Source organism: Alistipes shahii WAL 8301, assembly GCF_025145845.1.
GTDB classification, from domain to species: Bacteria; Bacteroidota; Bacteroidia; order Bacteroidales; family Rikenellaceae; genus Alistipes; species Alistipes shahii.
On the sequence record NZ_CP102253.1, the window covers coordinates 440,931 to 464,121 of the forward strand.

A 23,191-nucleotide genomic window follows, 5' to 3' on the forward strand; every position below is an offset into this window, starting at 1 on the left:
AGCTTTTCGGACAAAGGTAAAGTTTTTTTCGGACTTGCAACATATTTTAATAATCTTTTCTGATGAATGTAAAATTTTTATTATTTTCTCTTTGAAAAATTTTGGCGAACCAATTTCTTTATTTATTTTTGACCAAATATGAATCTATGAAAAATATGTTAAAACACGCTGTACCAGCGATTTGGATACTATTCAGCACGCTTTGGGGCCAGCATGCCGCTGCGGCAATCGACGCCAAAATCAGTTTCGAAACGGAAATTCCCAAGGCTTTCGTATGCGGCGAAAACAGCACGGCCGAATTGAGCGGCCTCCACTACAAGGACGGGAACCGTTCGCTGCGCTGGTCGTGGAGCGCGCCGTCGACGCTCCGCTTCAACGACTTCGGACAGCTGATGCGCTCGCTGCGGGTCAAGGGCGCGGGCGTCATGCTCTGGATCTACAACCCCAGGGCCGTCGACGCCGACATGCGGTTCTCGTTCGAGACGCCCACCGGCGAAGTCCCCTACCGGTTCGATTTCCACATGGATTTCACGGGCTGGCGCGCCTGCTGGATCAAGTACAACGACATGCCGGGCGACCACGCCTCGCAGCAGGTATCCCGGCTGACGATCTCGACGCCCGCCGGGGTCGAAAGCGGCGAGCTGTTCCTCGACCGCCTGACCTTCTCCGAGGTCAAGCTCCACGACCAGATCACCCCCGACAAGCAGATTCCCGGCAACAACTGCAATCTCTCTCGCGAGTTGTGGCACTGGGCGCGCCTCTGGGAGTGGGAGCAGTACGAATACGAAGAGCCGCTGCGCGACGTCACGCCCGCAGAAAAGGCCCAGCTCGACGCCGTGAAATCGCGCATCGAAAGCATCGTCGCTGCCAACATGTCGAGCGCCAACTACATCAACGGCACGATCATCCCGCGCGCCCGGGCGACCTTCGAAAAGGCCGCGATCCGCCGCACCGACGACGGCGGGATCATCGGCGCCCCGCTGCTCTCGAACGACGAGTGCAACCGCCCGAAAGGCGAACTGCGCCTGGACGACATCGAGAACATGCTCAACGCCTTCGCGCTGAACAGCCATATCAACAAAGATCCGCAATACGACGACGATTTCTTTCTGGTGATGGACCACGCCATCGACCAGGGCTTCGCCTTCGGCCACGGCAACGGAACCAACCACCACTACGGCTACAACATACGCAAGATCTACGACGCCATGTGGCTCATGCGCGACAAGATCGCCGCACGCGGCAAGACCGACGAATACGTCAAGGTGCTGGCCTACTGGAGTGGCCTGGCGGAGACCCGCAAACCCTACGTCTACGGCCGCGACGAGCTGCTCGACTCGTGGCACACGCTGCTCATCCCCAAGATCGTCAGCGCGCTGATGCTGCCCGACGAGGCCGAACAGTACCGCGCCATGAAGAGCCTCGGCGTATGGCTTTCGGGGAGCCTCGACTTCACGCCGGGCACCATCGGCGGCATCAAGCCCGACGGCACGACCTTCCACCACGGCGGCTTCTACCCCGCCTACTCGACCGGCGCGTTCGCCATGATCGGCTACTTCTGCAAAGCAACCCGGGGAACGGATTTCACCCTCTCGGAGCAGGCGCGCCGCAACTTCAAGCTGGCGCTGATGACCATGGCCAGCTACACCGATCTGCGCGACTGGGGCCTCGGCCTGGCCGGCCGCCATCCCTTCGGCAAGAACGGCCGCATCCCCGACGCCGACGTCAACGCATTCGGTTATCTGGCCGCGCTGGGCGACCTGACGGGCAGCGGCAAGGGCGCGGACCCCGAACTGGCGGGCGCCTACCTGCGCCTGAAAGGCACGGACAAGGAGTTGAACAGCCTCTTCAGGAAAGAGGGGATTTCGGCGGGTCCCACGCCCTCGGGATTCTTCGTCTATAACTACGGGGCCGCGGGCATCCACCGCCGCGGCGACTGGATGGTGACGCTCAAAGCATTCAACACCGATGTCTGGGGATCGGAGATTTATACCAAGGACAACCGCTACGGACGCTACCAGAGCTACGGTTCGGCGCCGATCATCGGTTCGGGCAATCCCGTCTCGGCCGCGGCGAGCGGATTCGTGCAGGAGGGCTGGGACTGGAACCGCGTGCCGGGCGCCACGACCATCCATCTGCCCTACCCCGAACTGGAAAGCCCGCTGCCGGGGACGCTCATGGAGCGCAACCCCGAGCGCTTCTCGGGCGCCTCGTCGCTCGAAGGCCGCAACGGCATACTGGCCCTGCACTTCGTCGAAAAGGACCGCAAGAACTTCACCCCCGGGGCCACGGCGTACAAATCCGTCTTCTGCTTCGACAACCGGATGGTCTTCCTCGGCAGCGGCATCGACAACGACAACCAGGCATACCCCACCGAAACGACGCTTTTCCAGCTGCGGATGGACAGCCCGGCCGAACAGATAGAAGTCGACGGCGAGCTTTACGACGCTTTCCCGCTCAACCTTTCCAAGGGAGGCGAGCGGCTGGCGCTCTCCGACACGAAGGGCAATTTCTACGTGGTGAAGAACGCCGCAGCGGTGAACATCACCAAAAAGGAGCAGACCTCGCCCAACGACAAGACCCGCGCACCCCAGACGGGCAACTTCGCCACGGCCTGGATCGACCACGGCCGCGCCCCCAAGCAGGCCGCCTACGAATATGCGGTCTACATCCAGCCCACGAACAAGGAGATCACGCGCCTGATCAAGAAAGACGGCTACGAAGTGCTGCGCCGGGACAACACGGCCCACGTCGTGAAGGACCTCGCCACGGGCATCACGGGCTACGTCTGCTTCGGGGAATACACGGGCCAGGGGCTTGTGCGCAAAGCGACCGGAGAGTCGATCGTCATGGAGCGCACCGACACGGACGGACAGGTCGTGATGAGCGTCTGCACGCCCGACCTCGGCCTCACGGAGAAGACCTACACCACGCGTCAGGAGAGCCGCCCCATCGAAAAAGAGGTGCTTTTGGACGGCGCATGGGAGCTTGCCGCACAATATCCCGGCGTGGAGGCCGTTTCCCACGACACCGGAACGCTGCTGAAGATAACCTGCCGCCACGGACAGCCCGTGGAGTTCCGGCTCAAGAAGAAATAACCATTTTCACCCACAACCTGATTTATTTATGAAAAAAGCACTTAAACGCATGGCCGCGGCAGCGCTGGTGACCCTATCGGTACTCCGGGGGGGGGACGCCTTTGCGCAGAACGCCGTGGACGGACGCGTGGTTGACGCCAACGGTGCACCGCTGGTGGGCGTAACCGTCCTGATCAAGGGGACGCAGTCGGGAACGGCCACGGGCGCCAACGGCAGCTACTCGATCAAGGCCCGGGAGGACCAGACGCTGGTCTTCTCCTATCTGGGCTACACGACCGTCGAGGAGTATGTCGGCAAACGCACGGCGATCAACGTCAAGATGACCGAAGAGGCGTCGCAGATCGGCGCCGTCGAGATCGTCAACATCGGCTACGGAACCACCACGCGGCGCGACCTCACCGGCTCGGTGGCCAAGGCCGACCTGGGAACGATGATGAAGGCCAACGTCACCAACTTCGACCAGGCGCTGGGCGGACGCATCGCCGGCGTGGTCGTCACCACGGGCGACGGCTCGCTGGGCGCCGAAGCCAATATCACCATCCGCGGAAACAACTCGCTCACGCAGAGCAACGCCCCGCTCTACATCATCGACGGATTCCCGTCCGAAGGGTCGTTCGCCGCGTCGATCAACCCCGCCGACATCGAGTCGATCGACGTGCTGAAAGACGCTTCGGCGACCGCCATCTACGGAGCGCGCGGAGCCAACGGCGTCATCGTGATCAACACCAAACGCGGCAACGAGGGCAAGCCCACGGTGAACTTCAGCGCCTCGTTCTCCCTGAACAAGATCGCCAACAAGGCCGACCTGATGGACTCCTACGAATTCGTCCGGCTTCAGAGCGAACTGATCAGCGAGGAGACGATGAACAAGAGCTATTTCAGCGAGGGACTGACGCTCGACGACTACCGCCACATCCCGGGCATCGACTGGCAGGACCAGCTCTACCGCACGGCTTTCCAGCAGAACTACAACGTCTCGCTCTCGGGCGGCAACAAGGAGGGGCTGCGCTACAACGTGGGCTTCTCGGCGCTCGACCAGGACGGCATCATCATCCGTTCGAACTTCCAGCGCTACCAGGGCAAGGCCAACTTCACGCTGCCCATCTCGAAAAAACTCACGCTGAACGCCAACGCCAACTATTCGCGCACGGCGACCAACGGCGTGACCCCCACCACGGCGCAGACCACCTCGTCGTCGTCGGGCTGGCTGATGTACTCGGTCTGGGGCTACCGCCCCGTAACGCCTCCCGGGCAGGACATACTCGATTCGATGCTCGACGAAGCCGTAGACGGATCGAACGACTACCGCTTCAACCCGGTGAAGACCGCCAAGAACGAATACCGCAAGACGCTGGTGGACTACCTCAACGCCAACCTGGCGCTGACGTGGAAGATCACCCCCGACCTGACGTTCAAGACCACGGGCGGCTACGTCCTGAACAAACGCCGCCGCGAGGAGTTCAACGGCAGCGAGACCTACACGGGCTACGCCGGCTCGCCCAGCGGCAAGGGCGTCAACGGCGCCATCTACTGGACCGACCAGACGAGCTGGTCGAACGAAAACACGCTCAACTACAAGAAGCGCCTGGGGCGCAGCCACAACCTCGACCTGATGGCGGGACTCTCGCTCCAGGGGCAGAAGAACACCTACGACGGCGTTGCGTCGACGCAGATCACCTCCGAGGAGCTGGGCATCGCGGGCATCCACACGGGCAACTACCAGAAGGTCCAGAGCAACTACTACGACTGGCGGATGATGTCGGCCTTCCTGCGCGCCAACTACAATTTCCGCTACAAATACTACCTGACCTTCTCATTCCGCGCCGACGGCTCGTCGAAATTCCCCTCCGACAACCGCTGGGGCTACTTCCCCTCGGCCGGCCTTTCGTGGAACTTCAACCGCGAGAATCTGCTGAAGAAGAGCGAGTGGATGAGCAACGGCAAGTTGCGCCTCTCGTGGGGCCTGACGGGCAACAACCGCACGCAGACCCCTTACGACTTCTATTCGCAGATCACCGTCAACCCGGGTTCGGGCAACTCGCTCGACTATGTGTTCGGCGGCGAGCGCGTGCCGGGCTACTACGTCTCGAACATGGCCAACGAGCGGCTCAAGTGGGAGACCACCGAGCAGTGGAACGCGGGTCTCGACCTCGGGTTCTTCGAGGACCGCATCAAGGTGACGGCCGACTGGTACGACAAGGTGACGCGCGACCTGCTGCTCTACGCCCTGCTGCCCGCCTCGTCGGGCTTCGAGCAGGGGATGCTCAACATCGGCAAGATCCGCAACCGCGGCTTCGAGCTGACGCTCGAAACGGTGAACGTCAAGACCCGTCAGTTCCAGTGGTCCACGTCGTTCAACATCGCCTTCAACCGCAACCGGATTCTCGGGCTGGTCGACGGACAGAACACGCTCCAGAGTTCCGTATCGTGGGAGACGCGCTTCAACTCGCAGTTCCCCTACATCTCGCAGGTGGGCAAGCCCACGGGCATGATGTACGGCTTCATCTACGACGGGACCTACAAGGCCGAGGATTTCGACGACAAGGGCAACCTCGTCAGCGGCGTTCCCTCGTTCAAGGGCAACGCGATGCAGCCGGGCGACATGAAATACCGCGACATGAACGGCGACGGCGTCATCGACGACTACGACCGCACGATCATCGGCTGCGGACAGCCCCTCAACACGGGCGGCTTCGGCAACAACTTCAACTGGAAGAATTTCGACCTGAACATCTTCTTCGCGTGGAGCTACGGCAACGACGTGCTGAACGCCAACCGGCTGGTCTTCGAGTCGGGATGGAGGAGCCAGACCAACCAGCTGGCCTCCTACGCCGACCGCTGGTCGCCGGAGAACCCCGCGTCGAACATTCCGCGCGTGAACGCCGTCGGCCGCGAGGAGTACTCGTCGCGCGTGATCGAGGACGGTTCGTTCCTGCGGCTGAAGAACGTCTCGCTGGGCTACACGCTGCCGAGCCGTTCGCTGCGCAAGGCGGGCATCAGCCAGATGCGCGTCTACGTCTCGGCCGACAACATCTGGACCCTGACGGGTTACAGCGGTCCCGACCCCGAGGTATCGACCCGCAACTCGGTGCTGACGCCCGGATTCGACTGGTCGGCATATCCCCGCGCATTCGGCTTCACGGCCGGCGTAAACCTCACATTCTAACGGTTTAAACGCAACATTACGCCATGAAAATCAAAAGCATATTGAAACTGGGAACGCTGGCGCTGCTCACCGCTGCCCTTCCGGCGTGCAGCTTCCTCGACACCGATCCGCAGATCATCCCCGACGACGGCTACTACAACAGCGAACAAAAGCTGATCTACGGTCTGGCGGGCGTCTACGGCGTGCTGAACAGCGAAGCGCTCTACGGCAACTACTACTCGCTGCAAATCGCCAACGCCGACGACCTCTGCTACTTCAACAACTACAACAACAGCGAATCGCGTCCCGACCGCTACAACCACAGCGCCGGCACGGCGGCGATCTACGACACCTGGTCGAAGCTCTACGAAGGCATCAAGAACGCCAACCGCTACATCGAGGCCGTCGAAAAGACGGAGATCGACCCCGAGAAACTTTCGGTGGACATCGGGCTTTACATCGCCGAAGCGCGGTTCCTGCGCGCCTACTACCACTTCCTGCTGGCGCAGGCGTGGGGCGATGTGCCCCTGCGCGTCAAGGCGACCACCTCGCCCAACCCCAACGACGTGCAGATGGCCGCAACGCCGCAGGAGCAGGTGCTCAAATGGTGCGCCGACGAGATCGAAGCCACGATTCCCGACCTCTACGAGCCCATCGACAACACCCCCTCGCGCGTCAGCCAGACCGTCGCCCAGGGCATTCTGGCCCGCGTCTATCTCTTCATGGCCGGCGAGAGCGTCAAGCAGATCGACGGACTGGATAAAAAGGAGATGTACCGCCGCGCCGCCTACTGGGCCAACGAGGTGATCGCCTCGCACAAGCACGACCTGAACGAGAGCTACGAGGAGGTCTTCATCAACATGATCCGCGACCAGTACGACACGCAGTTCCACGAATCAATGTGGGAGGCCGAATTCCTCGGCGACCGCACCAGTGCGACCGACTGGACGAACGGCCGCATCGGCGACCTGATCGGTCTGCGGTCGCAGTCGGGAACGACCAACTACTCGGAGTGGGCCTGCAACTACTCCTACGGCTACTACAACGGCTCCTACACCCTCTGGCAGCTCTACTGGGAGAACGACCGCACGGCAGACGAAACGGCCAGCGCCACGGTCATCGACAAGCGGCTGACTTGGAACCTGCCGGGCTACAACTACCGCGGAATGAACAACCAGAAAATCTCGTACAAGAACAAGGCGGGCGAGACCGTGACGCGCTACTTGCAACAGACGCAGAGCATGTTCAAGACGCCGTGGGTCTACAACAACAATTTCGCCATGCCCGACATCGAGGGGCTGGACCAGACGATCGAGAACGCGTTCGACCCCGCCGATCTGGTTTACGACCCGACGGTGATGTGCGCCGTCCGCAACGCCGGCAAATGGCGCCGCGAGACGGTCTACGAGAAACAGATGTCGGCCAAGAGCCTCTACACGACGATCAACTTCCCGATCCTTCGCTACGCCGACGTGCTGCTGATGTACGCCGAGGCGATCAACGAATACGCCGGGGCGCCGGACGACCAGGCCAAGGAGGCCATCCGGGAAATCCGTAAACGCGCGGGCGTCAAGACCGACGAGAGTCTGCTGGGCGACTACCGTTCATTCCGCGACCTGGTGCGCAACGAGCGCGGACGCGAACTGGCTTTCGAGGGGCTTCGCAAGTGGGACCTGATCCGCTGGGGCACGTTCGTCGAAAAGATGCACAACGCCGGGACCAACCAGCCGACGGAGAACAAGTACCGCAACGTCAGCTATACGAACTATGCGTCGGCGAACTACGCCAACGTGACGGCACGCCACATCTACCTCCCGATTCCGACCAAGGAGCTGGCGGTGAACCACGCGCTCCGACAGAACCCCTTATGGTAAAACGCTTAATTGCAGAGCATACGATGAATACGAAACGAATCACATACCTCGCGGCGACGCTGGCCCTCGCAACCGCGGCAGCCTCGTGCGAACACGAAGAGATCTACGAGCCGCTGGAGTTCTCGGTGCGGCTGGCGCCGACGAACACCTACCGCACGGGCGACCCGGTGGTCTTCAACTTCAGCGGCAACGCCGACTTCATCACCGTCTGGACGGGCGACACGGGACACGAGTACAAGCACCGCAACCGTACGAAGGTCGACATCGCCGACATCGAGTCGTGCGAACTGGAGATCGAGATCAGCCAGCAGTACGGCACGCTGAACAACCTCGACCTGTTTGCGGGCAACAAATTCGCGGGGCTGAACGGCAGCGACGCCGCCACCGACCGCCCCGTGGTCGAAGCCATCGCGGCGAACGACTGCGCCGACTGGACCAAACTGGAGTTCACGCCGAACAACGCGAACAAGTTCAAAACCTACACCTACGACATCACCCGATTCGCCGACCGTTTTTCGTGGGGCATGCACCTTTTCTATCCGGACCCCAAGACTACGATGCGCACCTATCGGATCAATCCGAAGATCACGGTCAAGTTCAAGGGCCACGACACGCAGGTCTACAACTACCCGGACATGGAATTCGTCCCCTTCTCGCTGGCTTCGCAGCACGCCGACAACCCCTATATCCATAATGTATCGGGCAACGGCAACCTGAAATTCCAGGGCCGGCCGGGAGCGAACAACACCGCCAATATCGTCTTCCAGGGCTTCAGCGCCGGAGCTTTCCCCGAGATCGACCAGTGGGCCTTCATGCAGCCCGTCGCGCTCAACACGATCTCGCCCGACACGGGCCTGAACATCAAGGGCGTGACCGACGACCTGCCGAGCTACTCGTACACCTACACCGAGCCGGGGACCTACACGGTGACCTTCATCGTCGCCGGCGGCAACTACCAGGGACAGTCGGCGCCCGCTCCCTACGAGGTGACGTTCACGGTGATCGACCCGATCGAATAACCCGTCCGAAAGTTTTCGCAAGCCCGCCCTTCAGCAAGAAAGGCGGGCTTTTTCACAATATCCGGTTGCATTTCTGCGTTTTTTCCAGTAACTTTGGAGGCGAAACTTAACCTTTAACAACCAAAACCGAAACAACCTCATCGTATGAAGGCTGAATTACAGGAAATAGCGTCGCAGTTCGCGCTGGAAGGCGCTATCACGGCAATCGACTCGCTGGGCGAGGGATTCATCAACGACACGTTCATCGTCCGCACGGCGGGCGATGCGCCGGATTACATCCTCCAGCGCAAAAACAAGAGCATCTTTCCCGACGTTCCGGCCATGATGGAGAACATCCGCAAAGTGACGGATCATATCCGCCGCCGCGTCGCAGCCGCCGGGGGCGACCCCAGACGCGAGGCGATGACCGTGGTTGCGACCCGCGACGGAAAGCTCTATCACGTGGACGCACAGGGCGAATATTGGGCCGTTTCGGTTTTCATCAGCGACACGATCGCCTACAACAAGGCCGACTCCCCGGAACTGGCCCGCAAGGGCGGCGAGGGCATCGGCAAGTTCCAGGCCCAGCTGGCGGACTTCACCGAGCCGCTGGCCGAGACGATCAAGGGCTTCCACAACATCCGCCACCGCTTCGTGCAGTGGGACGAGGCGCTGCGCCGCGACGCCGCAGGCCGCGTGAAAGACCTTGCGGAGGAGATCGGCTGGATCGAATCGCGCCGCGACGAGATGCTCTCGTTCTGGTCGAAGGTCGAGGACGGCACGATCCCCACGCGCGTGACCCACAACGACACGAAAATCAACAACATCCTCTTCAACAAGCAGGGCGAGGTGCTGTGCGCCATCGACCTCGACACGGTGATGAACTCCACGTCGCTCAACGATTTCGGCGACGCCATCCGCTCCTACGCCAACACGGGCGACGAGGACGACCGCGACCTTTCGCGCGTGGGCATGTCCCTCGAAATGTTCCGCGCCTATACCGAAGGCTATCTGTCGCAGCGGGCCGGACAGCTCAACCAGGCCGAAATCGACCACCTGGCATTCTCGGCCCGTTACATCACCTTCGAGCAGGTGCTGCGTTTTTTGATGGACTACATTGACGGCGACACCTATTACAAAACGAAATACCCCGAGCACAACCTCGTGCGCACCCGCGCCCAGTACAAACTGCTGCAAAGCATGGAAGAGCAGTACGGCACGATGTGCGAAATCGTACGGGAAACCGTCGCCAAATACAAATAAGGAATGGAAATTCGCAAGATAGCAGGCATCGCGCCCGACGACCGGGCCGCCGTGGACGAGGCATTCGCCGGAATCGAGCCGCTGCCGGTGGCGTGCTGCAACTGGCCCGCGGAATTTCCCTACGCCCCGGAAGTCAGCTTCCGGATGTTCCATACGGGCGACTGGCTGATGCTGCGCTTCGACGTTGCCGAACGTTACACGGCGGCGCTCGTCACGGAGGACAACGGCGAGGTGTGGACCGACTCGTGCGCGGAGTTCTTCATCGCACCCGACACAGGGATGTACTACAATTTCGAAACCACCTGCATCGGACGGATGCTGCTCGGGGCGCGCAAATCCCGGACCGAGGCCGAGCACGCCTCGCCCGAGGTGCTAGCGGGCGTGAAACGCTACACGACGCTTCCCTGCGGCGAGCCTTTCGCCGAGCGCGAGGGCGACAACCGCTGGTCGCTCACGCTGGCCATCCCCCCGCAGGCGCTTTTCCGCCATGCGCTGACCGACTGGAGCGGTCTCAAGGCCCGCATGAACCTCTACAAATGCGGCGACAACCTCTCGCACCCCCATTTCCTCTCGTGGCGGCCGATCCGGACGGAGAAACCCGATTTCCACCGTCCCGAGTTTTTCGGGGAGGTGACGTTCGAGAAGTGAAAAAGTGAAAAGCTGAAAGCCAAGAGACAATCCGGTCGCGATGCGACAACTGCGGGCAACAGGCGAGCGCAATCGCTTGCGAATTGCCGAGCCGCCACAGCAGTCAAGGCGCGTGTTTTTGCGCCTTAAGTCCCCTCCCGAGGGAGGGATTTGGGGTGGGGTCAGACTTGTAAACGACACCAACGGCGGCGACAACACGATCGGCAGCAAACCGACAGAGAGAAAGATTAACAAATTACATAAACGTATGAACAACAAGTATTCACTTCCCAAAGACGGCGGCCTGATTTCCGAATCGGCTCCGCGCGACATCATCCATCGTTACGAGAAGATCCACACCAAGGTCTACGAAAACGAGTACGAAGGCGTGCAGTACGTCGCCGACAACATCGTCAAGGCGATCCGCATGTACAACGAAATCCACTGCTCGAACGAAGTCTACGAGGAGTCGCAGCCCTTCGTGCTGGGCCTCACGACGGGCCGCACGCCGCTGGGTCTCTACCGGGAACTGGTGAAACGCCACCACGAAGGGCAGATCAGCTTCCGGAACGTCGCCGTTTACAGCCTCGACGAGTTCTACCCGATCCGGTCGACCGAACAGCAGAGCCGCAACTACCGCATCCACGAGGAGTTCCTCAACCACATCGACATCCTGCCCGAGAACGTGCACATCCCCGACGGTACGGTTCCCGAGGACCGCGTTTCGGAATACTGCGCGTCGTACGACCACTCGGTGCGGCGCATCGACCTGATGATCATCGGCGTCGGCGAGGACGGGCAGATCGGCTTCAACGAGCCGGGGTCCTACTCCCGCTCGCGCACGCGGCTGGTGCAGCTGACCTACAACACCCGCAAAATCCAGTCGGGCGCTTTCTTCGGGCTGGAGAACACGCCCAAGATGGCGGTCACGATGGGCATCGACACGATCATGCGCGCCAACCGCATCATCCTGATGGCCTGGGGCGAGGAGAAGGCCCACATCGTGCAGCGGGTCGTCGAGGGCGAGATCACGGATCAGGTTCCCGCCTCGTACCTCCAGGCGCACCAGAATATCGAGGTGGTGATCGACGAGAATGCCGCGCAGCTGCTCACCCGCGAGCAGACGCCGTGGATGGTGGGTCCCTGCGAATGGACGCCGAAATTCGTCCGCAAGGCCGTGGTATGGCTCTGCGGCGTGGTTAAGAAGCCCATCCTGAAACTCACCTATAAGGATTACATCGAAAACTCGCTGGGCGAACTGCTCGAACAGGGCCGCGCCTACGACCAGATCAACATCGACGTCTTCAACGACCTCCAGCACACCATCACGGGCTGGCCGGGCGGCAAGCCCAACGCCGACGACTCGACGCGTCCCGTGCCTTCGTCGCCCTTCCCCAAACGGGTGATCGTCTTCTCGCCGCATCCCGACGACGACGTGATCTCGATGGGCGGCACGTTCATCCGCCTCGTGCAGCAAGGTCACAACGTGCACGTGGCTTACGAAACCTCGGGCAACGTGGCCGTGCACGACGACGTGGTGCTGCAAAACATCGACACGGCCCGCGAACTGGGCTACGGCAACCACTACGCCGAAGTCGAAAAGGTCATCGCCGGCAAGAGGAAGGGCGAACCCGAGCCGCGCCCGCTGCTCGACCTGAAAGGCGCCATCCGCCGCGCCGAGGCGCGTGCCGCCGTGCGCTCGTTCGGACTGAACCCCGACACCAACGCCCACTTCCTCAACCTGCCGTTCTACGAAACGGGCGGCATCAAGAAGGGCCAGCTCACGGAGAAGGACATCGAAATCATCGTCAAGCTGCTGCGCGAGATCAAGCCCCATCAGATCTACGCCGCCGGCGACCTTGCCGACCCCCACGGCACGCACCGCACCTGCATGGAGGCCGTGCTCGGCGCCCTCGAAGTCGTGAAGGACGACGAGTGGCTGAAGGAGTGCCACCTGTGGCTCTACCGCGGCGCCTGGATGGAGTGGGACCTCGGCATGGTGGACATGGCCGTGCCCCTGTCGCCCGACGAGCTGATTATGAAACGCCACGCCATCTACCGCCACCTCTCGCAGAAGGACATCATGCCCTTCCCGGGCAGCGATCCCCGCGAGTTCTGGCAGCGGGCCGAGGAGCGCACGCAGAACACCGCAAAGCTCTACGACCAGCTCGGCATGGCCGAATACCAGGCTATCGAGGTGTTTGTGAAGATGTTTTAGCGCATCTTCACAAAAACTTCGATTAAAAAATGAAGCATTGAACATTAAAAAATCACCCCATGCGCTTAATCATTGAAAATACCCCCCAGCAGGTAGCCCAGTGGGCCGCCAATTACATCATCGCCCAGATCAAGAACAAGGAGCAGCACACCTCGTCGCCCTTCGTGCTGGGGCTGCCGACCGGCTCGACCCCGCTGGAGACCTACAAGGAACTGATCCGCCGCCACAAGACGGGCGAAGTGTCGTTCAAGAACGTCATCACGTTCAACATGGACGAGTATGTGGGTCTCCCCGAGGAGCATCCCGAAAGCTACCACTCGTTCATGTGGAACAATTTCTTCAAGCACGTCGACATCAGGCCGGAGAACGTCAACATTCTCGACGGCAACGCCGACGACCTGGCCAAGGAGTGCGCCGACTACGAGGCGCGCATCGTCGAGGCCGGGGGCATCGACCTCTTCATGGGCGGCGTGGGCGAAGACGGACACATCGCCTTCAACGAGCCGTTCTCGTCGCTCAACTCCCGCACGCGCCTCAAGACCCTGACGCAGGACACGATCCAGGTCAACGCCCGGTTCTTCGGCGGCGACATCTCGCTCGTGCCGAAAACCGCGCTGACGGTCGGCGTGGGCACGGTGCTCTCGGCCAAGAAGGTGCTGATCCTCGCCACGGGCCACAAGAAAGCCCGCGCGGTGCGCCACGGCGTCGAAGGCTCCTACAACCACCAGTGGACCATCTCGGCCCTTCAGGTGCACCCCAACGGCATTCTGGTCTGCGACGACCCGGCCGCCGAGGAGCTGCGCGTAGCCACCTACCGCTATTTCAAGGACATCGAGCGCGAAAACCTGATCTCGAAATAAGCGCATTCCCGATACGAAGTCTCCCGCAGGGCCTGCCCTGCGGGAGACTTTCGCTTCCACGCCCCGGATACAGAACTCCCGGCGTCATTTTACGGCCGGATTATTTGCCGAATGCCGGAAAAATTTTATCTTTGTAGAGCATTGCTTATACGGATAAATCGTGGGAGCGTCACTCAAGGACATAGCCTGCAAGCTCAACCTCTCGAAAACGACCGTTTCGTGGGTCCTCTCGGGGCAGGGCGACAAAAAAGGGATCAGCGCGGAGACACAGAGCCGCGTGCTCGCCTGCGCCCGCTCCCTGGCATACGAACCGAACCTGCTGGCCCGAAGCCTCAACACGGGCGTATCGAAAACCATCGGACTGATCCTCCCCTCGATTTCGGACACTTTCTTCGCCCACATCGCCGACCGGATCGAGTCGGAAGCCGAGCGGGAAGGCTACTCGCTGATGATCGCCGGTTCGAACTCCGAAACCGAACGGGAAAACGCCCTGATACGGCTTTTCCGGTCGAAAAAGGTCGACGGCATCATCATCGCCCCGGCCGACGCTTCGGGACGCGAGGTCGGCCGCCTTGCGGAGAGCGGCTGCCCGGTCGTGCTGTTCGACCGCGGCCTCGCGAAAACGGACGCCGGCTGCGTGGTGATCGACAACGAGGCGGGCAGCCATGCGCTGGTCCGTCATCTTGCCGCCCGGGGATTCCGCAAAATCGCCATCATCACGACCTTCCCCCACCTCCCGACGATGGAACTGCGGCACAGGGGCTACCTCCGCGCGCTGGCGGAAGCGGGACTGCACGCCGATCCCCGCCTCTACGGAGAGGTCGCCTATGCCGGCTACCGGCAGCACGTCTGCGATACGCTCGACCGCATTCTCGCCACGGTTCCCGACACCGACGGCTTTTTCTTCACCACGCATATCCTCGCCACCGAGGCCCTGCGCTATTTCCACGACCGGGGCATCGACATCAGCGACGGCCGTCGGGGGCTTGCCTGCATGCACGAAGACCCGCTTTTCCGCCTGGCCGCCCCCCGGATGAGCGTCGCCCGCTTCCCCGTCGAAGAGATCAGCGCCCACGCCGTGCGCCTCCTGCTGCGGCAAATCCGCGAAAGCCAATCGCCCGGCTCCGTCCGCCCGGCACCCGAATCGGTGGTGCTGCCCTGCCGCATGGAGTTCCGGGACGAATAAGCCCGTTCCGTCCGGACATCCCTCCCCCCGATACGAAAGACCCGCAAAACGATGAAGTCCTGCGGGTCTTTCTCCGGAAACTAATCTCTAAATTACTTCTCGGCAATCAGTCCGATTTCGTCGATGGCAAAATAAGCGGGAACGAGCAATCCGTAGGCATTCGCCTCATTCGAAGCAGGCGAGAAAGTCAGACAGTCGACCTTGCCCAAAGCGGAAAGATCGACCTTTTTCCAGTCCGACAACTTTTCCGAACCGTTGATCAGGAAGCACTCCGCACTACCGGTCTCCTTGCCCTCAAGCGAGCCGGTAATTTTCACTTTATAATAATACGAAGCCTCGTCAACCTGCGTCGGCTTATAAGGGTAGGTAATCGCGCTGTTGGCCATATACAGATAGCTGACCTGACGCGGTTCCACAAATTCGATCATCGGAGTTGCATAACCGCTCGTATATCCGTCGAAATAACCGATCATGCAGTTCGACGAACCGTTTGCCCCCTTATCGGCCCATACCATAAACTGGTTCGCATAATTGACGCTCGTAGCCGTTCTCCCGTAATTGGCAGACAAGACGAAACCGCCCCAATAGTCTCCGTAGCCGATGTCGGCTGAAAAATAGGTTCCGAACCAAATCTTCTCATCCGAGGTCGAACAAAGATACCCGTTGTAAACGCCACCTACGGCCAGATCGTCGTAGCTGCCGCCCTTCGCCCAAAAGACATTATGGTGATTTCCCGCCGCAGAACCGCCGCTAACGGTAATGTCGCCGAGCTGTACAGCCTTGCCGTCGATAGCAAGCATTCCCTCGCTCGTTTCGAAAGAAATCAAATTAGACGGTTCCGGCTCCGGATCGGGATTGGGGTCCGGATTGGGGTCCGGATCGGGTTCGCTCACATGCACGGTACAGGTTGCCGACACCGAACCGTATGTCGCCGAGATTTTGGCGGTTCCGGCAGCCACGGCCGTCACAAGACCCGATTCGGAGACCGTCGCGAACTCCTCGGCATCCGAAGACCACACCACGTCGTCGGTGGTATTCGCCGGCGCCGGCGTTGCGGTGAGTTGCAGAGTTTCGCCGACTGCAAGTTCTTTTTCCGTACAATCGAGCACAACCGCAGTCGCAGGGACGCGGGAATCGCCGTCATCGTCCGAGCAGGCGGCCAAAGCGCAGGCCGCAAATGCGAAAAGCAAGAGTTTTTTCATCGTTCGTCTGATTTTAAGTATGTTCGTAAAATAAAAAATCCGGTCCCGGAACCTCTCTGAATCGAACCTTTTTCACGTCCATACCCGTATTTCAGCCACGAAATACCAAGACTTGCGATGCTCCGTTCTCCGCAGACACACCCCGAAAAAAGATTCTTCCTCGTCGGGAAGCTGCAAGGCAGGTCTTCTGGCTCGTTCCTGCCGCAACGCCTTCCCGGCCCTCTCGGACCAGTGGCTTTCAGCGTGTCGCGGCAACTATCGGAACTTACAGCAGCGGGAACTGCTGCCGATTTTCACGGCATTCCCATTTAATCACACGGGGCCTTGCCCGGCCCTTTGTGAACCATTGCGGTGCAAATTTAGGAAATAAATTCGTATCTTTGCCTCCGCAAACATAAAATTCGCAAAAAATTATGAAGCACGCATACGTATTCCCGGGCCAGGGCGCCCAGGCCGTCGGAATGGGCAAAGACCTCTACGACAACGTTCCGGCTGCGAAGGAACTCTTCGAGAAAGCCAACGAGATCCTCGGTTTCCGCATCACCGACATCATGTTCGCCGGTACGGACGAAGAACTGAAGCAGACCCGCGTCACCCAGCCCGCCGTATTCCTCCACTCGGTGATCATGGCCAAGGCGCTGGGCGTGAAGCCCGATGCCGCCGCCGGACACTCTTTAGGCGAATTCTCGGCCCTCGTGGTCGCCGGAGCGCTCTCGTTCGAGGACGGTCTGAAGCTCGTTTCGAAGCGCGCCATGGCCATGCAGGCCGCCTGCGAAGCGCAGCCCGGAACGATGGCCGCCATTCTCGGTCTGGAAGACAAGGTCGTGGAGGAGATCTGCGCGTCGGTCGACGGCGTGGTCGTCGCCGCCAACTACAACTGCCCGGGCCAGCTGGTGATCTCGGGAGCCGTGGAGGCCGTAGACGCCGCCTGCGAGAAAGCCAAGGCCGCCGGAGCGCGCCGTGCGCTGCGCCTGCCGGTGGGCGGAGCGTTCCACTCGCCGCTGATGGAGCCTGCCAAGCAGGAACTCGAGAAAGCCATCGCCGAAGCGCCGTTCCAAACGCCCGTATGCCCCGTTTACCAGAACGTCGACGCCAAGCCCTATACCGATCCCGCCGCCATCAAGGCCAACCTGATCGCCCAGCTGACGGCCCCCGTGCGCTGGACCTACATCGTGCGCAACATGCTCTCCGACGGCGTGACGGAATTCACCGAACTCGGCCCCGGCAGCGTGTTGCAGGGACTCATCCGCAAGGTGGACCCCAACACAGTCGTGGAATCGAAATCGACGCTGTAAAACAAAAAGTTTCGCTTAAAAATTAACGCCCTGAAAATCAGGGCGTTATTTTTTTTACCCCTCATTTTGAAACAAAATTTATTAAATTTTATTAAAAACTTATTGCATTTATTAAAGATAGTGTATATATTTGCAGAGTTAGTTAAAAATGAGCCTGGAAGGATGACATCACTTACCGAATTTTTCAACAAACACGAAGACGACGCCCTGAAGGGCATTACGCACAAAAACAGCATCATCAAGCGCAACATCATCGCGCACATGGCTGTCAACGGAGAATGCACGCTTTCGGAGCTTACCAAAGAGCTTCACATCAGTGTCCCCACGATCACCAAACTGGTTCAGGAACTGGTCGACGAGAACATCGTGACGGACCTGGGCAAGGTGGAAACCCCGGGCGGACGGCGCCCCAACATCTTCGGCCTGGCCAACTCGGCAATCTATTTCGCCGGGGTGAACGTCGGTCGTGACAACATGCGCTTCCTGATCACCGATCTGCAAAACAACATCATCAAAGAGGAGAACGACTTCACGTTCGAGCTGCTCGACCGTCCGCAGTGCATCGAGCGCATCTGCTCGGGCATCGAGAACTTCATCGCCACATGCGGCATCGACCGGGGCAAGATTCTCGGGCTGGGCGTCTGCATGACGGGACGCGTGAACCCCGACACGGGCCGCAGTTACAAATACTTCACGTCGAGCGAACAGTCGTTGCGCGACTTGCTCGAAGAGCGCGTCGGCATCCGCGTACTGCTGGAGAACGACACCCGCGCCCGCTGCTATGCCGAATACACCTGCGGCAAATCGAAGGACGAGAGCAACGTGCTGTACCTCCACATGGGCCGCGGCGTGGCCATCGGCATCGTGGTCGACGGACAGCTCTACTACGGCAAGAGCGGCTTCGCCGGCGAGTTCGGCCACATTCCCTTCTTCGACAACGAGATCATCTGCTCGTGCGGCAAGAAGGGATGCCTCGAAACCGAGGTTTCGGGCATCGCCATCGAGGACAAGATGTGCCACCTGATCCAAAAGGGCGTGAACACCATCCTCAAGGAGAAATACGACCAGCAGAAGACCATCCACATCGACGACATCATCACTGCGGCGAAGAACGACGACAACCTTTCGATCGAACTGATCGAGGAGGCGGGCGAAAAGGTCGGCAAGGCCGTGGCTTTCCTGATCAACACGTTCAACCCCGAGACAGTCATCGTCGGCGGCAACCTCGCGGCGGCGGGCGACTACATCATGCTGCCGCTCAAATCGGCGACGAACAAATATTCGCTCAACCTGGTCTACAAGGACACCAAGTTCCGCGTGTCGAAGATGACCGAGAACGCCAACGCCTGGGGCGTGGCCATGCTGATCCGCAACAAGATCATCGGATTGTAATGAACATCGAGGGCCGCACCATCCGCCTGCGGGCCGTGGAGCCGGGCGATGTCGACCTGATGTACGAGTGGGAGAACGACTGCGACATCTGGCCGGTCAGCGGGACGACGGAGCCGTTCTCGCGTCATCAGCTGGAGCGCTTCGTCGAACGGCATCAGGACATCGTCGGGGTGCTCTGCGACGGACAACTGCGGCTGATCATCGAGACGCTGTTGAGTTCCAAGCCGGTCGGGGCGATCGACCTGTTCGAATACGACCCGATCCACCGCCGGGCAGGCATCGGCATCCTCATCTACGAACAGAGCGACCGGGGACGCGGCTACGCCTCCGACGCCGTGGAAACCCTCTGCCGCTATGCACACGATACGCTGCGCGCGCATCAGCTGTGGTGCAACGTCGGTGCCGACAACGAAGCGAGCCTGCGCCTGTTCCGCAGCGCGGGATTCACCGAGATCGGCGTCAAACGCGACTGGCTATGGCGGCCCAACGGCTATCACGACGAGGTGATGCTGCAAAAGATATTCGACTGAAACAGCGGACCCCGTCGGGGTTCGGGATTATAATGATGTAACAACTTGATAAATCAAGTTGTTACATTTTTGTATAGGATAATAGGTAACGAGAAAGCAACGGTTTATTTTCAACTTCTTGCACTCAAATACTGTATTTCAAATAACCTATCACAAAATACGAAAAATTTTGGGGATAGGCAAATTAGACAACGTATCGAAAAAAGCATGTTTTTTATACGACATTTGTTGTAAAAAATCTCAATATTACTAATGAAAGTTAAGAATGGTCACTCTATTTATAGTACCATTAAAAAAGTCTAACTAATATTGTAACAAAGGTAACGCATTACCCGGTGTAACTTCTCAACAAGAAGAGTGGAGATTTCGAAGCCTCGACCGGAATCGGATTGGCAATAGACGTATACTGAAATTGAGTAAAGACCAACCGGATTTTGACATTTGTCCGCAGAAGCTTCGATTTGAGTCGCGACGCTTACAAGGGTTTTCTCTGGTAACCTGTTTTATCGTCGTATCAAGTAGGATGATCAGTGGCGTGTGAGTAGGTTGAGAGACGATTGAAAGGTAAGGTTATGAAACATATCACTATAACTTTATAGGTAGAATCAAGAGTATCCTGTTCTATCCTTTGAAATCATCGGTTGAGAGATGTTTTAGACAAGACGATAAATTAGCTTTTGTCCAAGTTTCTATAGTCCGAACTGTAAAGAATTCAGCTTCGTTTGTTTTGTTAAAGTAGGAATTTTTAGAATACAGAATTGCATGCCTGAATATCTGTCCGGAAGAAATCACTCGTCATCCTTATTCAAGGAATAAAGTAATGCTTCAGTAAATTTCGTGCGATCCTTCTTGCATTCCAAGACACGGCATTTAACATCGGTTGGATTACCGAATTTAATATGTAATGTGTCCTCAAAAACTCGAACGACCAAATTGAACAGAGCTGCCGAACTATCTGCCAGAGCGAAAGGTGGTAAAGCCATCCGATCGAGTTTGCAAAGTATCTTCGAAACACTGATTGCCGAATACTCTTTCGACCAATAAAGCGGCAATGAAATCGGAACTTTATCCATGATAAAATGTTCTTGCAAAGTTCGCAATTTGATCTGTGTATAACTTAGTATTCGTCAAGCAGTCTTTTTATCCGTTGGATCACATAGAGTTGCAATAATTGGAGTGAAATCGTGGAAATGTAGATCTAATTTTTCTGCAGTAGGGATATCCCTGTAGATATTTTGATTAGTATTTGAAAAAATGGAATCTTTGTCAATATTTCCACATATGCATTTAATTCATAAGCATTCGATAAATTGTATCTTGTTGACAGAATTTGTCATGTTTGCAGCATATCAGTAGATAAAAAGGTCACTTAAGATACGTTTATGCCGTGGAATTTTCATCACTTGTTAAAGGTATCTTCTGAGGTTTCTATTGCTCAATTCATTTTGAGGCATTCTGGCAAAAATATCTTCATCCATAGTTTCAGCACTTGTGGTCTTGCGGCCTTTCGAAAAAGCCATAAATCATATATCCATCACTTTAGTCCCCTCCTAGTAGTCTTCCAGAAGTTTTTTGTCAGACGACCGTTACGGGAACTTGTATATGGTGGGAAAAAGATTTTCTGGCACAGCATTGCAATTCACCACATGTAATTCTTTACAGCACAGAGTTTCTTATCGTCAATAACAGGCCCTATACTTTCTGCCTGAATTTCATCCCGCAAACAGCCACAACGATTTAAGTTATACATAGTGGCAAGTCTGGCGTTGAGCGTCAAAATGATGAGCGAGACTACCGGTTTCTGGTATTTTTAATCACCCAGTAAGAAGCAGTTTGGTAGAGATACTTGTTGGGATAATGTTGGTGGTCACGATCTAAACCAGAGATAGAACGCTTGTAATACAGTGCTGTATTACAAGCGTTCTATCTCTGGAAAGTAATCAATTTAGTATTGAAGCTATTCGGAGATCAGCTCTAAATTGATATTGCAGGACATTAGTGTCCCGTTAAAATTGGGACGAAGTTAATATTAATCAAATAGTCCCTCCAAGAGGGGATAATCGAGTTCTTTGACATCGTTGAAATTAGTCTTTTCGAAGAGATCTCTCAGTGGAGTCTTATCCGTTAGTGAGATGCTCAAAATCTGCAGGACCTCATAAGTTGACCGCTTTAGTCGCATGTCGTGTTGGACGATGGCGACAAGGCAATAAGTTATGATTGCAGAGCAAATTTGTATTCTGACAGCGTTCTCTGTAGTGCCCCAGAATTTCTTAATCTTGAGGTGCTGCTTGAGCCACTTGAAGAACAACTCAATCTGCCATCGGTTCTTGTAGAGATTAGCAATTTCGAGAGCGGTAAGATGGAATGCATTCGTCAAAAATGCGAAGTCTCTGTCTTGCTCGTCATCGTGAAATCTCACAAGTCGCAGCCTCTCAGGAAACTTCTTCTGTGTGTTCACATCCGTGAGTTCAATAACGGAATCAGAAAGCACATTCTTAGGCAATCTACGTTTCCATTTCGTACACTTGTACTGTAAGTTCTTCTTCGCCCGAACCACGAAGTATGATTCATTAAGACAAATCTTGTAGAGTTCCTTGAATGCATTGTAACCACGGTCAAATACGTAGTAAGAACCTGATTCATAGGGAATCTCCTTCATTGCCTTTGAATCGTGTACCGATGCAGTCGTAATATGGAAGAAAGCAGAAACTTGGGACTCCAGATCATAAAGGACATGCGCCTTAACGCCTCCTTTCTTCTTGCGGAACTTTGCCCACCAGAATACTGACAAGCAGAGCGGAATCGTTGTTGAATCAAATGCATAAACATTCCCCTTCAGCTTGAAGATGTCGGTTGCTCGTTTCTTGCGAGCCTGTTCCATCATGAAGAAGGCAAAGTCTTCAAAGATCCTGTAGTCACGATTCTGATTCGCTGTGGCAAATGTCGTTTTCGCTATTGGATTACGCCCCATTCCAAGGTGATAACATTTGGATTGGTGAGTCTCCAATGCAACGACAACATCACGCAGGCTCTCACGGTTACAGAGTTGTCCGAACATGAGTGCCATGAGCTGATTCCAGCAGGTGAAGTTCTTGACATACCTGTTCCCATCATACTTGTCAACCAGGTGACGGAACTTGTTGTTGTCGAGAAATGCAACCAATTGAGCGAATACATATTTGTCTTTGTTCATAGAGCAGTCCCTTTATGGGCTGCAAAATTACAAATTCAAATCGTCGCACATGAAAAATTACTTCTAATAGACTATGTTTCAACTATTTCAAAGACCGACTTGCCCGCTTTTACGGGACAGTAGTGATTGCAGGAATATAAATCACCCTTACGCATAAGTATAAAGCTGATTACCTGCCATTTTTTTATAGTTTTTTGACAGTTTAAACGACATTTCGAATTTTCTATCTATTTTCGACCATCAACATCATATCTTTTGTGGGTTTAATTAAATGAATTCGCCTTTGGGAAAGACTCGCAATTCCTAATGC

Annotated in this window: 15 protein-coding genes and 1 riboswitch; of the genes, 12 read left to right on the top strand and 3 right to left on the bottom strand. The window is 57.3% G+C overall.

Annotated elements, in window-relative coordinates:
• Window positions 1-155 precede the first annotated feature (155 nt).
• The 9 genes from NQ492_RS01945 to NQ492_RS01985 all read left to right on the top strand — a co-directional run bounded on the left by NQ492_RS01945 (window position 156) and on the right by NQ492_RS01985 (window position 15,269).
• Window positions 156-3,098: a chondroitinase family polysaccharide lyase gene (locus tag NQ492_RS01945; protein ID WP_044054033.1), complete on the top strand. Its 2,943-nt coding sequence runs from the start codon at window positions 156-158 to the stop codon at window positions 3,096-3,098.
• 28 nt (window positions 3,099-3,126) lie between these two features.
• Complete coding sequence (locus NQ492_RS01950; RefSeq protein WP_015546309.1) at window positions 3,127-6,264, top strand: SusC/RagA family TonB-linked outer membrane protein; 3,138 nt, start codon at window positions 3,127-3,129, stop codon at window positions 6,262-6,264.
• Between the two features lie 23 nt (window positions 6,265-6,287).
• Entirely contained in the window at window positions 6,288-8,117 is a 1,830-nt protein-coding gene (locus NQ492_RS01955; protein ID WP_015546308.1) for a RagB/SusD family nutrient uptake outer membrane protein, read from the top strand.
• Window positions 8,118-8,140: 23 nt separating this feature from the next.
• Window positions 8,141-9,136, top strand: coding sequence for a DUF5017 domain-containing protein (locus NQ492_RS01960; protein WP_015546307.1), 996 nt, complete (start codon window positions 8,141-8,143; stop codon window positions 9,134-9,136).
• Between the two features lie 144 nt (window positions 9,137-9,280).
• Window positions 9,281-10,378 carry a phosphotransferase enzyme family protein gene (locus NQ492_RS01965; protein WP_022062214.1) on the top strand — a complete coding sequence of 366 codons (1,098 nt, stop codon included), beginning with the start codon at window positions 9,281-9,283 and terminating at the stop codon, window positions 10,376-10,378.
• A 3-nt stretch (window positions 10,379-10,381) separates the two neighbouring features.
• Window positions 10,382-11,026 (top strand): carbohydrate-binding family 9-like protein, encoded by a 645-nt coding sequence (locus NQ492_RS01970; RefSeq protein WP_015546306.1) that lies wholly within the window; start codon window positions 10,382-10,384, stop codon window positions 11,024-11,026.
• Between the two features lie 247 nt (window positions 11,027-11,273).
• The gene (locus tag NQ492_RS01975; protein ID WP_015546305.1) at window positions 11,274-13,223 is read left to right on the top strand and encodes a 6-phosphogluconolactonase; all 1,950 of its coding nucleotides are present in this window, start codon (window positions 11,274-11,276) and stop codon (window positions 13,221-13,223) included.
• A 59-nt stretch (window positions 13,224-13,282) separates the two neighbouring features.
• Complete coding sequence (gene nagB, locus NQ492_RS01980; protein WP_015546304.1) at window positions 13,283-14,083, top strand: glucosamine-6-phosphate deaminase; 801 nt, start codon at window positions 13,283-13,285, stop codon at window positions 14,081-14,083.
• Window positions 14,084-14,243: 160 nt separating this feature from the next.
• The gene (locus NQ492_RS01985) at window positions 14,244-15,269 is read left to right on the top strand and encodes a LacI family DNA-binding transcriptional regulator (RefSeq protein ID WP_044054028.1); all 1,026 of its coding nucleotides are present in this window, start codon (window positions 14,244-14,246) and stop codon (window positions 15,267-15,269) included.
• Window positions 15,270-15,361: 92 nt separating this feature from the next.
• On the opposite strand, the gene NQ492_RS01990 is transcribed toward NQ492_RS01985, so the two are convergent.
• A complete protein-coding gene (locus NQ492_RS01990) occupies window positions 15,362-16,471 on the bottom strand; it encodes a DUF4465 domain-containing protein (protein WP_195636481.1) in 1,110 nt (369 codons plus the stop codon).
• 160 nt (window positions 16,472-16,631) lie between these two features.
• Window positions 16,632-16,834: riboswitch (cobalamin riboswitch) on the bottom strand.
• Between the two features lie 50 nt (window positions 16,835-16,884).
• On the opposite strand from NQ492_RS01990, the gene fabD reads away from it, so the two are divergent.
• The 3 genes from fabD to NQ492_RS02005 all read left to right on the top strand — a co-directional run bounded on the left by fabD (window position 16,885) and on the right by NQ492_RS02005 (window position 19,688).
• Window positions 16,885-17,766 (top strand): ACP S-malonyltransferase, encoded by an 882-nt coding sequence (gene fabD, locus NQ492_RS01995; protein WP_015546303.1) that lies wholly within the window; start codon window positions 16,885-16,887, stop codon window positions 17,764-17,766.
• Window positions 17,767-17,928: 162 nt separating this feature from the next.
• Window positions 17,929-19,158, top strand: coding sequence for an ROK family transcriptional regulator (locus NQ492_RS02000; RefSeq protein WP_015546302.1), 1,230 nt, complete (start codon window positions 17,929-17,931; stop codon window positions 19,156-19,158).
• The gene (locus NQ492_RS02005) at window positions 19,158-19,688 is read left to right on the top strand and encodes a GNAT family N-acetyltransferase (protein ID WP_015546301.1); all 531 of its coding nucleotides are present in this window, start codon (window positions 19,158-19,160) and stop codon (window positions 19,686-19,688) included. The genes NQ492_RS02000 and NQ492_RS02005 overlap by 1 nt, the downstream gene beginning before the upstream one ends.
• Before the next feature lie 788 nt (window positions 19,689-20,476).
• On the opposite strand, the gene NQ492_RS02010 is transcribed toward NQ492_RS02005, so the two are convergent.
• Together NQ492_RS02010 and NQ492_RS02015 are read right to left on the bottom strand one after the other, a co-directional pair.
• Window positions 20,477-20,761 (bottom strand): hypothetical protein, encoded by a 285-nt coding sequence (locus tag NQ492_RS02010; protein WP_015546300.1) that lies wholly within the window; start codon window positions 20,759-20,761, stop codon window positions 20,477-20,479.
• Between the two features lie 956 nt (window positions 20,762-21,717).
• Window positions 21,718-22,881, bottom strand: a complete 1,164-nt coding sequence (locus NQ492_RS02015) for an IS4 family transposase (protein WP_141405246.1) — start codon at window positions 22,879-22,881, stop codon at window positions 21,718-21,720.
• Window positions 22,882-23,191: the final 310 nt, after the last annotated feature.